We start from the raw sequence: 13,425 nt of genomic DNA on the forward strand, positions 1-13,425 counted from the left end.
CCAGGTCTTATTATGCCAAACGCTCAAGAGCTATTAGCATGGCGCTTTCCGGATCCAGTATGGGAAGCTGAATACCAGCCAGTGCTAGCCATTCTCCGCAAACCTCGGTGTTCTGGCACATCCATTCTGGCAACCTACGCATGGTATGCCCCCCCTCACCAACCAGTTGAAGATCGGGATGATCAACAACGTGGAGGCGATAACGGGCCTGCGCTTCCAACCCCGGGATACGCAGGGTTCCTGGCAAGGTGTTATCAGGCATCGCGAGCTGACTCACGAGAAAAAGCGCCTGCGTTTGATCTGAGCTCACGACGCCTTGAACCTGAGTTGCAACGTCTGGCATATCAACCCGCGGTATTCCCCCCATTCTTAGGGGCACTCAAAAGTAGAGGTCATGCGGCCTGCATTAGGCGCTGTTTTGGTGTGTAGCCACCCAGCGCCATATTGGGCCGCTCATGGTTATACGTCCACAACCAGTTTGTGGCAAATGCCTGCAATTCATTCAGTGACTCAAACAGGTAATGACCCAGCCAGTCGTAACGTACCGTGCGGTTAAACCGCTCGATATACGCGTTCTGTTGGGGATTGCCCGGCTGGATATACCGTAGCGCTATCCCTTCCTGCTGAGCCCAGCGCTTGAGCTCCTCGCTGATATATTCCGGGCCATTATCGCAGCGGATCTCCACCGGCTTTCCCCGCCACGCGATCACTTGCTCCAGCGCCCGTTTGACCCGTGTGGCAGGCAAGGAGAAATCCACCTCGATGCACAGTGCTTCGCGGTTGAAGTCGTCGATCACATTAAACAGCCGCACCGAACGGCCATCACCGAGCTGGTCATGCATGAAGTCCATCGACCAGCAGTGATTGGGTTTTTCAGGGACCGCCAGCGGCTCCGGTTTGGCCCGTACCAGCCGTTTTCGCGGCTTTATCCTCAGATTAAGTTCAAGGGCGCGATAAATCCGGTACACCCGCTTGTGGTTCCAGCCAAAGCCTTTGACGTTACGCAGGTACAGAAAGCACAGTCCAAAACCCCAATTACGCTGATTAGCGGTGAGGCGCAGCAGCCAATCGGCAATCTCCTGATTTTCATCGGCCAGCACCGGCTGATAGCGATAGCAGCCCTCACTGACCTTGAACACCTGGCAAGCCCGGCGGATGGAGATGGCGTAATCCGCTACGGCCCTGGTTGCCATCTCCCGGCGGGCAGATGGCGTCACCACTTTTTTGCCATGGCCTCAGCGATGATCTCGGCTTTGAGGCGCTCCTCGGCGTACATCTTCTTGAGGCGGCGGTTCTCGTCCTCCAGCTCTTTGAGGCGAGCCATGAGGGAGGCATCCATTCCGCCGTATTTAGAGCGCCACTTGTAGAAGGTGGCGGAGCTGATGCCATGTTCGCGGCAGAGCTCTGGAACGGGGGAGCCAGCCTCGGCCTGGTTAAGAATGGCGATGATCTGGGCATCGCTGAAGCGTGATGTTTTCATGTAGAACCTCCGGGTATCAAGGTACGGGAAAATTCTACTTATGAGCACCTCAGTTTTTCGGGGGGATTACCCCGCCACAACGTGCCGGTGTGAATAAGCTGACGCCATTTTTTGTAGAGCGCAGCATATCGACAGTAACCAGCAGATTCGTCTTCACTTGCGGTCACCGGGTCCAGCTCTAGGCCCATATGCCCAAAAAGAGCCGTCAAGCCGCGAAAAGCAATGCTGTGTTGCCGGAAGGTGGCATGGCAACGGTGGCTACCAATGTGTGCTCCCATAACCTCCGGAGGGAAGAAGTAACTCATCCCACGCTGTATGGTGCATCTCTCTAAGGCATCATTGTTATCAGAAGCCCAAAAACGATGTGTGCGAGCAAGTACCTCAAAGTCGATACGCCCGCCACCAGAAGCACAGGATTCAAACTCAACTTGGGGGAAACGTTTTCTCAAAAGGTCCAATAGCCGGTAAAACTGTCTGGTCTGTGCATCTACCGCTGCACGACCTTCATGCCCCGCTTGGACAAGTTCACGGTTCATGTCCCACTTCACATAGTCAACAGGATGTTCGCCCAGTAGCCATAAAAAACGTTCATAAATGTATGTAAAAGCTTCGGGAATATTCAGGTTGAGAACGTACTGGTGTCTTCCGGTTGGTTGTGTATAGCCCGGCATTGATAGCACCCAATCGGGATGCAGGCGAAAGAGGTCAGAGTCTGGATTGATCATTTCGGGTTCTAGCCAAATTCCAAACTCCATGCCAAGAGATTTCACATGATTAATCACTGGCATTAGCCCATCTGGATATTTCTGTTCATCTAGATACCAGTCACCTAGGGCTGCATGATCATCATTGCGCCCTTTGAACCAGCCATCGTCGATAATGAATCGCTCGACACCAAGTGCTGCTGCGCGCTCAGCCATCTGCGCGATGTAGTCAGGGTTGTGGTCAAAATAAATACCTTCCCAAGTGTTGAGGTGCACCAGACGAGGTTTCTGATCAGGGAAGTGAATGATTTCATCACGCAAAAAACGGTGATATTGCTGGCTCATGCCGTTGAGACCATCAGGGGAATGGCAGGCGTACAACCAAGGGGTATACAGGGTTTCATCCTGCTTAAGTGCTTTCTCTCCAGGCATCCATAAGGCTTCCGCCTGAAGGTAACGTCGCCCGTCAGTTTTGACCTCACATTTCATGCGATGGTTTCCGCTCCAGCCCAGATGTGCAGCCCACACCTCACCTTGCTGTTCAGAAAAGCCAGGAGTACCTGCAATCAGCGCTGGAAAATGCTCATGGGACGTTCTGCCCCGGCGGTTTTCTAAGACAAAACCATCATGTGTTAGTCGGACCCGGTGCGGTTGAAACTCGCGTGTCCAGCGTCCATGAAAGGCCATCACTTCTCCCGCTCGCTCAGCCACAGGTAAAGTGATCGCGAAACGGTTAACCTGCCAATCCCCTTCACGGAGGTTAGTTAGGGCATGCCGCATTTTCAGTACGCCTGAAGATGTCAGTATCAACTCACTCACCATCCGTAGGCCCGCCACCGGATCCTCACTCGTCAGAGTGAGCACTTCTCCGATCTGCTCGACTCTGACGGTTCTGAACACTGGCGATGCATCGAGACCATTTCGGTGTCCCTCCAGCCCTGGAGAGCCAAAAAGTCCTAGTCCGTTCTCAGCCATTAACGTCAACGGCGTGTCTATATCTAGACGACCATTCGCAACCGGTCTTTCGAGGCTAATACAGTCATCTTGATTAAAGTGTTGCAGAGCGGATCCCCACCAAACTATCTCTGCATAAGGGTGAGTTTTAATAATCAGGTTTGAGTGGGGGCTGCTCAGCCTGCGGTACGTCGGTTCCATAAGACATCTCCGTTTTCGAGTATGTCCTACTGTTGATCCGAAACGTTTCGGCAATCAACCGAAACGTTTCGGATGTGTGATCTGGTTAAAACTAAGACGAAGGGGGAAGGGCTGTTTTACCCGGATTAAAATCCGGCTGCCAGAGCACTTGCAGCGTTTCCGGAGAAACATCTGTGATGAGTTTACGTATCATGTCAGCAACCTGACGGCCGACACGCTCTCTTGTTGACTGAAGAACGGCTGCCACATCCAATTCTATGATACTGTCCTGTGGCAAACCGTCGTAGACAACTAGAGAGACTGCATGCTCTCCATATAGATGGTCAGAAAGCAACAGCGATGTGGCTGCACCGTCACCACTCAAGTCGCTATCGGTAATAATGGCGGTAGGGGGAAGTGGAAGTGACATTAGCTCGTTCACAGCTTGGTAACCAGCGCGTCGTGTAGGGGTAATTAAACGTAGCCAAGTCTCAGGCAAGCTATGTAGACTTAGGGCATCTCGCCAACCTTGGCGTCGAGCCATGACATAGGCCCGGGAACTATCCTCACTAAGTAATGCAATTCGCTGATGCCCAAGTGCAATGAGATGCTGCGTGGCATGCCATGTGCCCGCATGGTTATCAAAGTCAAACCAAGCACAGGGAAGACCGGACAACACTTTTCCGAGAGCTAGAAACGGTATGCCAGCCTCAAGAAGGTGTATCAGGCGCGGATCGTTGTCCAACGTGTGAGCCACAATAAGAGCATCAACCCGGCGGCTTTTGACCAAACGCATATAGCTGTGACTGTCAGCCCCCTCATCATCAGCTATCAGCAGTAAGTCGATATCATGCTTGGCCAGTTCACGGCTTATACAACTGACCATATCCATGAACACACTGCTGTTAAATGGTACGGCATGTTCAGGAAACACAAAGCCAACCGCATCAATTTTCCCAGTTTTAAGTCGTCTTGCTTGGGTGTTTGGACGGTAACCCCGACGTTGTGCCTCCATCTCCACACGCATACGGGTCTCTGCCGAGACATCAGAAAACCCACCAAGCGCTCGGCTGACAGTGGTGACAGAAATTCCGAGTTCGGCAGCAATAGCCTTAAGTGACATATCTTCTCCTGCTGTTAACTAATCGCTCTTGGCTGTGTTCTCAGATGTTCGTTCTTGTCACGCCATAGTTTCCGTGGGTAGTGAAGACAGAAAGCTAGCTTCGTAAAGGCTGGAAAAACTCTCACCTATAATTCATATCTAATTGAAAATCCGAGAAACTTCATTAGCAATTCGATATACCACTCTACCATATTGCACCGATGTTAGCGGAGTTTGCCGGTATCAGTGGAGGTATCCCTGAATCGCCCCTAGTACTCTAGAAACCTCACAGCCTTGAATGAGGCAACTATTGGTGATGTATGATCCGCCAGCCTTATCCGGAAACAATCAGAATCGAAGCGATTAAACAAGTCATAGAGTACGTGTGGTCGGTGACTACCGTTGCACGATAAACCGGGGTATCCAACCACAGCCTGCATGCATGGATCAAGCAGTAGGCTGTCCCTGCTGAATAACTGCACGAAGAGTCAGTCTTTACAAGCCGAGATCCGATGCCTTGAACCAGTCACCGCACAGGTAACTGTTTTACGGAATTGGTCAAGCAATCCTGGCCTATCAATCGTGTTCCCAGCCAGTTGTCAAGCAGCGCTGTGAGTTGTGGAATGAGCCGAATGAGGGCTATTATCGGTTCATACCGTGAGCCGAATAAGGTGTCAATTCGGCTCATTTTTGGCATTGCACTGCTTGCCCGCGACACATAATCAACGAGGTTATCGATGGCAGCAGACTGGATCTGGCAACACGAGAACTGGCCTCATTTTTGCTGGCAAGACCGGCAGTTACTGCCAAAGCTACGCCAAGTGCACCGTAATCTGGGGTTGCTCCAGGGCCTTCACTTATCAGCTCACAACACAACACTGGCGCATCAGACACATGCCCTAGATACGCTGCTGGCCAATGTCGTCGCGTCCTCGGCTATCGAGAATCAACAACTGAACTCTCAGTCGTTACGTGCATCTCTGGCATGTCGCCTCGGGATAGTGGAGCAGTCCCCCTACCCTACCTCAGTTAGATCCGAGGGACTGGCCGCGATGATTGTGGATGCAATTAGCAGCGATGAGCAGTTAACGCTTGAACGCCTGCTGCAATGGCATCGCTGGCTTTTTCCCGCAGATGACCGGAGATCGCATCAGATACGTGTTGGCCAGCTGCGTGGTGATGAGCCGATGCAGGTTATATCCGGTGCGCGAGATCGACTGATCGTGCATTTCGAGGCCCCACCACGTGAGGGACTAGGGCAGGCATTGGCCACTTTCATCGACTGGTTCAGAACTAGTCTCGATGATCCCTGCCTAGACCCATTACTGCGAGCCGCCATCTGTCATCTTTGGTTTGTCACGTTACATCCGTTTGATGACGGTAACGGACGGATTACCCGAGCCCTCACCGATCTAGCACTCTCTCAGGCCGACAACCAGAGCATCAGTCTGTATGCAATTTCGACAGTGATTTTTGAGCGTCGAGCTGATTACTATCGCGCTCTGGAGCAGACCCAGAGAGGTGGTCTGGATATCACCCCTTGGCTGGTTTGGTTTTTGGACACACTCAACGTCACGCTGGAACAGGCACAACAATCATGCACCCAAACTCTGGCCCGGCAACGTTTCTGGCAGCAACACGCTAATGACCAATTGTGCCCTGAACAGGTAATGATCCTGAACTATTTGATAGGCAGTGATGATGATCGCTGTTTGCAGAGCATTAGTGCCAGTCAGTATCAAATTATTGCTCAGGTGAGCAAATCTACAGCCACGCGCCATCTTACTGATCTACTGGAAAAAAACTGCCTAGAAAAAGAGCCTGGTGGAGGCAGAAACACACGATATCGGCTCAAATTGACACCTGAAAAGTAAGCCAATTTATAATATGAGGTGGGTGATTACTGGATTTGCCCCATAGAGCCAGACACTTGCACCTTGTCCATGAATGCTAACTTGTAGGGGGGGAGTGCCGATCGGATTCTCGCCTTCTCAGTTAGTTCCATCCCGAAGCATCGATTTGGGCAAGAACGCCCCGCATCTTTATTCATCACACCGAAAGAGCAAGCAGAGTTCGCTCTATTTTGCAAGATCACTCGAGCACATGATGAAAATACTTCTCATTTTGCTGTTCAAGCTATCCTAAGGGTCCCGTAAGAAATCACTAATCTATCCTCACAGAGTGAACATCTTCAGGTGATAGAACCTTTACTCGTGTATACGTGAACTTTATCATTAGGCACATCACACTTTAAGGTAGCTATTTAATTTAGTGATTTTACTTAGCTGAAGCATTACTGTTTGGAGAGAATAAATGGCAAGGAAAAGGCGGACATCAAAGAAACTTGGAGATTTTTATCTAATTATACTTGCCATCGTCATCTTTATTACTATCAAGATAATTGAAGCTATTAAAGCGGTTCCTTGGCAATTTTGGGTGGGTGCATTCTGCGTTTTATTTCTTTTTTTCACATACCGTTACAAAAAAACCACCGACAAACCAGAAAAACCAGAAAAACCAACAGTTACAGCCACACCTCATCCAACTAAGCACACTTCACCAGTGCATCGAGAGCCGCCGAGGGCAGCTTTCACGCCATCACATGCCCCCAGTCATTCGAAAGCTATAGCCAACGCGGATACAAAGATGCAACCAGAGGCGTTACCACACCAACAACCGAATCCAAACACTGAAGATCTGATCAAGGTATCGGCCTCTGACCTCATGATTTCTGGAGTATCAACCCCTTTTGAGCCCACGACCTTGGATGCAAACTCTTTTGCCAAGACAAAGCCAGATCCAGCTATTGATGCGCCACCAGCCTCCCTTGATTTTGATGACGATGTTTTTACTGTTTTGTCCCTGACAGATAACGATACGGAACTACCCGCGCCCGAGTTCAGCATATCTTTTTCATTCAGAGAACGCAGCCCATCCGTTGTGCCTTCTGAGCAAAACGTACTCTTCACCTCTTCTGAGCTAATGCCTGCGGGGCCCTGCATGGTTGGCCGCTGGATGTCCCCAGGTGAAGAGATCACTCTTGCTGGTCTCAAAATTAGCGGCGGTATGTTTTATGTCGGCAACACCAGGCTGGATGGAGGCCTCTTTGAAGAGCCATCACTTATCGATCCACAAGCCCTTGTTACCATCAAAGATGCGCCCTCAGATCTTCCTCTGCATGGATATTATCCGAGCTATAAAAATCTCACTGCCGACGCCAAGAAAAGATATTTGCAATGGATTGCGAATGGGCGCAAAGACCCCGACGTCGCAATTGGGTTTGTTTTCATCTTTTTCTATGGCCTTGAGCGCCGGTATTTTATTGATGCCAAAAGAGACGAGCTAGCCAAAAGAGAGATGCCATTTATTCTTGCCGAAATAGCCAGATTGGTGACCATCTATTCGGCGCACCCCTCTTTCACAAGATATGCCACCAATTTTCTCGAATATGGGATGGCGAAGAACATCAGCAAGGAATATTACCTTTTCCCCGCACAAGAGGCCGATCCGCTCAGCTACCACGTCCCTATTTCGCTGAAAATCTGCCTCGGGCAACTGGTTAGAGACGGCAAGCCGGTTCCTGCCGATTGGGCTTTGCTCTGGGCGACCTGTACCCCGACAATTTCCTTACGGACCCCCGCGCAGCGCTGCTTTGATATCTTCAAGGCTATGTTCATCGACACCTATAAACGGGAGTATGGCGATGGCATCAAACTGAAAGAGCTCAAATCCCGTGTCGAGGTTTCCTATGCGCCGTCTTCTTATGCCGTCAGCCAATTCATTGAGCGCTGCGTCACCAATCTATCTGATGTCTCCTTCTCGCAGCCATACATCAAAAAGCTGAGTAAGGTTGTTGACCTTTGCACCTCCTTGCTTGAGCCATATAGCCGGTATCTAGGGAGAAATGTTGGGGCAGAAAACACCTTGGAAGCTTTGCTTCATCTGCCATATCAGTATTGGCCAACAGCCATGAAACAAACGTTCGTGACGCTGGCAGAGGTTGTTGGTGTTGATGCCATGCTCCTGCCTTGGTCTGACCTTGCAGCGCGTATCAACATCAACAGCACGGGAGGCCTCAATAAAGCGCAGTATGAAGGTTTGGCTAACATCTTGGCTCACCACCATATGAGCATCGAGCCTCACCCAGAGGGAAGCAATAAGCGCCCGAAGGGAGACGAGCCTGTTGTCATCTATCCGATAAATCCGCAAGAGACGCTGAACAAAAATCAGAGCAGTGTGGATACTGTGTCCGCATTTGTAGATCTGGCCTGTGTTGTCCTGAATACCGACGAAGATAAATCGGAAGTCACGATCGCTTTCCTCAAGGAGCAGATCGGTTCAATGAACTTCCTGACCCACTCTCAATCAGTTCGACTGATCGCAAAAGCGCTACTGGGCACTCAGGCACCTCCTACCCTGTCGATCGTAAAGAAAGCCATCGATGCCTTGGATGGTGAACAAAAGGCATTAGTCGGCAAGCTGCTCGTCGCCTTTGTGAAAGCTGACAACTCGATCACCCCAGCCAAAGTGAAGGTACTGGAGCAGCTGTATAAGCTGATCTCTTTGGATGTGAAACAGGTCTACTCAGACCTCCATTCAAATGAGGCCAGGATCGTATCAACGAGCAAATCTGGCAGCGTGACCAAGGCTACTGGCAGTGCCTCCAGTTTGGATATGGCTCGGGTGGCACAGCTCAAACAGGAGACCTCTCAAGTCACTGCAATGCTTGCATCCGTGTTTACAGAGAATGATGGTGAACATGATGATATCTACCAGCCACAACAGGCCAAGACAGAAGCGTCATCAGATCAAGCGGACGAGCCGACAACCCTTGGGGACACTCGTTCTCTATTTGGCCTTGATGATGACCTAAGCCAATTCCTCAGGGCTCTGCTTGCCCGTCCGGAATGGGCTCGTGATGATTTGTCTGCACTTGCCAACACCATGGGCCTGATGCTCGATGGTGCACTTGAACAAATTAATGAAGCCATGCTCGATCACTTTGATGAAATGCTGATCGAGGGTGATGACACCATTGAATTGAACACTGACCTTCTGGAGCAAATTCCTCATGAGTAAAATCAGGCCAAAAGAGCGTGACGCCGTCATCCAATCCTTAAGAGCGGGTGTCGTGCCCAAGGTGGGTCAGCATCTCATCCAAGTTGGCCGCAAAAACGAAATTGACGCCTTCATGACAGACATCAATCGCGTTGCCGATACAGGTTCATCATTCAGGATCGTTGTCGGGGAGTATGGTGCCGGTAAAACCTTCCTTCTCAACCTTGTGCGAGCAATCGCGCTTGAGAAGCAGCTTGTTACCGTTCACGCCGATCTCAATCCCGATCGCCGACTGCATGCCAGCGGCGGCCAAGCGCGTTCCCTCTATTCTGAGCTCGCCAAGAATATGTCCACCCGCACGAAACCTGATGGCGGTGCACTTGCGGGTGTAGTGGAGAAGTTCATCGCTCAGGCGAAAAATGAAGCCAAGGCGAATGGCTCACAACCTGAAGCGGTCATCCGGAAGAAGCTGGAAGATCTAGCCGAGATGGTCAATGGCTATGACTTTGCCGAGGTGATTGCCGCCTACTGCAAAGGGTTCCAAGATGGAAATGACCAGCTGAAGCATGACGCCATCAGATGGCTTCGGGGCGAATTCTCAACCAAGACCGATGCCCGCATAGCGCTGGGTGTCCGGACCATCGTTGATGATGCCACCATGTATGATCAGCTCAAGCTGATGGCCCGTTTCGTTCAGCTGGCAGGCTATTCAGGCTTGCTGGTATGCCTTGATGAGATGGTGAACCTCTATAAGCTTGCCAACACCCAGGCTCGCAACTCCAACTACGAACAAATCCTGCGGATCCTCAATGACTCCTTGCAAGGGACGTCGGTCGGGCTCGGGTTCATCCTTGGCGGCACTCCCGAGTTTTTGATGGACACCCGACGCGGCCTCTTCAGCTATTCAGCCCTGCAATCCCGTTTGGCCGAGAACAGCTTTGCTCAGGATGGGCTGGTGGATTACTCAGGGCCAGTACTGCGCCTCTCAAGCCTGACCCCTGAGGATTTCTATGTTCTCCTTGAGAAGTTGCGGCATGTCTATGCCTGTGGTGATGAAACCCGTTACACATTGCCAGACGAAGCGTTACCGGCATTTATGGCCCATTGTGAGAGCCGGTTGGGGGAAAGCTATTTCAGAACCCCCAGAACGACGATCACCGCCTTTGTGAACCTGCTGGCCGTCCTAGAGCAGAACCCTGATGCAAACTGGAAAGAGCTCATTGGCTTTACTGACATCAAATCTGATCAGGGAGCGGAGTTAGAATTGGCAGTGGAGCCCGATGATGAATTCACCTCGTTCCAGCTCTGACTCCCGACATTTTGAACGGCTGGATGAGCGGATCCGGCGCTGGGTGTGGCAAAAGGGGTGGACCTCTCTTCGTGATGCGCAAGAGCGGGCGATACCGGCATTATTGGGGGCAGATACAGACGTGATCATCGCTGCTGCCACTGCTGCGGGTAAAACTGAAGCTGCCTTCTTGCCGATATTCACGGTGCTACTGAACAGCCCCGAGCCCGCTACGGTTCTATACATCAGTCCTCTCAAAGCGCTGATCAATGATCAATGGGGACGGCTCAACGAGCTCTGTGACTCGTTGGAGATCCCTGTTACTGGCTGGCATGGTGATATCGCCTACAGCAAGAAGCAGAAGTTCTTGAAGAGTCCCAATGGGGTGTTGTTGATCACCCCTGAATCCCTGGAGGCCCTCTTTGTGAATCGGGGGTCATCCATCCCTGGGATGATGGCCAACATCAAGTACATCGTGATTGATGAGCTGCATGCCTTCATCGGCTTTGAGCGAGGAAAACAGATCCAATCCCTGATGCATCGTGTTGAGCTGGCCATCGGTCGTCAGGTCCCCCGCGTTGGGCTCTCTGCTACTCTCGGGGATATGTCGCTCGCGGCAAAATTCTTGCGCCCTTCCCTACCTGATAGCGTCCAGCTCATCGAGTCAAAGGATGGTGGCCAGGAGCTAAAGGTCCTCATCAAAGGCTATCTCGAAGGTAAAACGGAACCAGACGAAGAACGAGATGAAGACGACCCAACATCTCCCTATGTAGCCATCAGTAACGACTTGTATCGTGTACTCCGCGGGTCAAACAACCTGGTATTTCCCAACTCCAGATCGAACGTTGAAAAGTACACAGACCGTTTACGTCGCCTTTGCGAACAAGATAAGGTCCCAAACCAGTTCTGGGCACACCACGGCAGTTTGTCGAAAACATATCGTGAAGAAACGGAACAGGCTTTGAAGTCGGGTGATGTGCCAGCGACAGCGATTTGCACCAGTACGTTGGAGCTCGGGATCGACATTGGCTCCGTTAAAAGTATTTGCCAAATCGGTCGACCACCTGCGGTGTCTTCATTGCGGCAACGTCTTGGTAGGTCCGGACGCCGTAAGGGAGAATCCGCAATCCTTCGCGGCTACATCATCGAGCGCGAACTCTCCCCCAATACAAGTATCTCAGATTCACTACGTGAGGACCTGATCCAAACTATCGCCATGGTCAGGCTACTGATCGGTGGTTGGTTTGAGCCTCCCCTTGCTGGTGGCTTGCACGCCTCAACTCTAGTTCAACAGATCCTTTCTGTTATCAGTGAGCGCGGCGGCATCATGGCCAGAGACCTTTGGCATAGTCTACTCTCCCCTGGTGCGCCTTTTGAAGGATTCACATCTGATGACTTTATTGGGCTTCTCAAGCAGATGGGCAGCTTGAAATTGATACAACAGGACTCATCAGGTTTGCTGCTGCACGGTGAAGTAGGCGAAAAACTCGTTAACAATCACGAATTCTACGCATCATTTGTCAGTGATGAGGAATACCGACTTATCTGCGCCTCTACTCAGGTTGGGTTGATCCCGATAAGCAGACCTCTGATTACAGGCCAGAAGATCATTTTTGCCGGTCGCCGCTGGCAAGTTCTCCAAGTCAATGAAAAAAAGAAATTTATACTGGTGGCCCCCTCAAAAGGTGGGACTCCTCCTGTCTTCGATAACTGCTTGGCCTCTGTACACGAAAGAGTCAGAGGAGAAATGCGCAATGTGCTTGCTGGTGGCTTTGATGTTCCATTTCTTGATGCCAAAGCACAAGAACTACTGGCCGAAGCGAGAGAAAACTTTAAACGCTATGAACTTGACTCGACCACATTGATTGAAGTGGGCAGTAATGCCGTGCAGCTATTCCCATGGTCCAGTGATATTGCGCATGATGCGTTTGTTCTGTTGATGCAAAAAAATGATATTGATGCTGTTAATGAAGGCATTTACATCTTAATTAATTGTACCAAAGAAAAAATGCTGAATATTATGGCCAGCATTAATGACTCACATATACTATCGACAAATCTACTAAACGGAGTCCAAAACTTAAATAGAGAAAAGTGGGATTGGGCACTTCCTGATAGGCTTTTGCGTAAATCATTCTCCTCACTTAGGTTAGATCTGGAAGGTGCATTAGGAATCTGTAAGAAGGTCATACTCATGCATGGAAAATAAGTTTGCTACTGAACTGGCTAAATAGTTTTTCCGAATAGTAGATCACGGTACTCGTACCGCTTCTACAGGTGACATGGAGCACACATCGTCGCTGAGCCTTGTCACTTCAGGTGTTGCCGTCAGATTGCAAAAATCCCTTACGCCACAAGTCTGCCGGCAAGATGTAGCACTATTAGGATCAGTTATTTAGCTGACAGAATAAATCTATAACAATATGGTCTTTCCTCGCTTTGCGAGAATTATTTGGCCACTCCTTCCCCTTAAAACCAGAGAGCTGTTGTTTATATAATCAATCTCTTTCTGGTTAGCAACTCAGTCATACGCAGCAGCACATGAAATCACTTCCCGATGTTGGGTGGAGAAATACTCAGGTTGGCTCATTAAATAAGTGCTAGGACTTGTATGGACATTAATACCCATCATAGTTGCCTGACACCGCTTAGATTGTAT

Annotated in this window: 8 protein-coding genes; 4 read left to right on the forward strand and 4 right to left on the reverse strand. The window is 50.4% G+C overall.

Going from position 1 to position 13,425, the window contains the following annotated elements:
• Positions 1-10 precede the first annotated feature (10 nt).
• The 4 genes from ACTG2G_RS04490 to ACTG2G_RS04505 form a co-directional block, all read right to left on the reverse strand.
• Positions 11-343, reverse strand: a complete 333-nt coding sequence (locus ACTG2G_RS04490; RefSeq protein ID WP_439985213.1) for a GH36 C-terminal domain-containing protein — start codon at positions 341-343, stop codon at positions 11-13.
• 49 nt (positions 344-392) lie between these two features.
• A protein-coding gene (locus ACTG2G_RS04495; protein WP_157161627.1) for an IS3 family transposase occupies positions 393-1,480 on the reverse strand; the annotation gives its coding sequence in 2 pieces (ribosomal slippage) (positions 393-1,228 and positions 1,228-1,480; 1,089 coding nt in all).
• A gap of 38 nt (positions 1,481-1,518) precedes the next feature.
• Positions 1,519-3,339 (reverse strand): alpha-galactosidase, encoded by a 1,821-nt coding sequence (locus tag ACTG2G_RS04500; RefSeq protein WP_439985214.1) that lies wholly within the window; start codon positions 3,337-3,339, stop codon positions 1,519-1,521.
• Positions 3,340-3,430: 91 nt separating this feature from the next.
• Positions 3,431-4,441 (reverse strand): substrate-binding domain-containing protein, encoded by a 1,011-nt coding sequence (locus ACTG2G_RS04505; protein WP_144716182.1) that lies wholly within the window; start codon positions 4,439-4,441, stop codon positions 3,431-3,433.
• A 716-nt stretch (positions 4,442-5,157) separates the two neighbouring features.
• Here ACTG2G_RS04505 and ACTG2G_RS04510 point away from each other — a divergent pair.
• The 4 genes from ACTG2G_RS04510 to ACTG2G_RS04525 all read left to right on the forward strand — a co-directional run bounded on the left by ACTG2G_RS04510 (position 5,158) and on the right by ACTG2G_RS04525 (position 12,975).
• Positions 5,158-6,294 (forward strand): Fic family protein, encoded by a 1,137-nt coding sequence (locus ACTG2G_RS04510; RefSeq protein WP_429206128.1) that lies wholly within the window; start codon positions 5,158-5,160, stop codon positions 6,292-6,294.
• A gap of 439 nt (positions 6,295-6,733) precedes the next feature.
• Complete coding sequence (locus ACTG2G_RS04515) at positions 6,734-9,499, forward strand: TerB N-terminal domain-containing protein (RefSeq protein ID WP_338454088.1); 2,766 nt, start codon at positions 6,734-6,736, stop codon at positions 9,497-9,499.
• Positions 9,492-10,787, forward strand: a complete 1,296-nt coding sequence (locus tag ACTG2G_RS04520) for an ATP-binding protein (RefSeq protein ID WP_075114266.1) — start codon at positions 9,492-9,494, stop codon at positions 10,785-10,787. The genes ACTG2G_RS04515 and ACTG2G_RS04520 overlap by 8 nt, the downstream gene beginning before the upstream one ends.
• A complete protein-coding gene (locus tag ACTG2G_RS04525) occupies positions 10,759-12,975 on the forward strand; it encodes a DEAD/DEAH box helicase (RefSeq protein ID WP_338454087.1) in 2,217 nt (738 codons plus the stop codon). Before ACTG2G_RS04520 ends, ACTG2G_RS04525 begins: the two co-directional genes overlap by 29 nt.
• Positions 12,976-13,425 lie beyond the last annotated feature (450 nt).

Source organism: Aeromonas sp. 55A, assembly GCF_051919665.1.
GTDB classification, from domain to species: domain Bacteria; phylum Pseudomonadota; class Gammaproteobacteria; order Enterobacterales; family Aeromonadaceae; genus Aeromonas; species Aeromonas veronii.

Bases quoted from the DNA above. Each gene is read 5' to 3' on its own strand.
- ACTG2G_RS04490 (WP_439985213.1), bottom strand. From the start codon at position 343: ATGCCAGACGTTGCAACTCAGGTTCAAGGCGTCGTGAGCTCAGATCAA.
- ACTG2G_RS04500 (WP_439985214.1), bottom strand. From the start codon at position 3,339: ATGGAACCGACGTACCGCAGGCTGAGCAGCCCCCACTCAAACCTGATT.
- ACTG2G_RS04505 (WP_144716182.1), bottom strand. From the start codon at position 4,441: ATGTCACTTAAGGCTATTGCTGCCGAACTCGGAATTTCTGTCACCACT.
- ACTG2G_RS04510 (WP_429206128.1), top strand. From the start codon at position 5,158: ATGGCAGCAGACTGGATCTGGCAACACGAGAACTGGCCTCATTTTTGC.
- ACTG2G_RS04515 (WP_338454088.1), top strand. From the start codon at position 6,734: ATGGCAAGGAAAAGGCGGACATCAAAGAAACTTGGAGATTTTTATCTA.
- ACTG2G_RS04520 (WP_075114266.1), top strand. From the start codon at position 9,492: ATGAGTAAAATCAGGCCAAAAGAGCGTGACGCCGTCATCCAATCCTTA.
- ACTG2G_RS04525 (WP_338454087.1), top strand. From the start codon at position 10,759: ATGATGAATTCACCTCGTTCCAGCTCTGACTCCCGACATTTTGAACGG.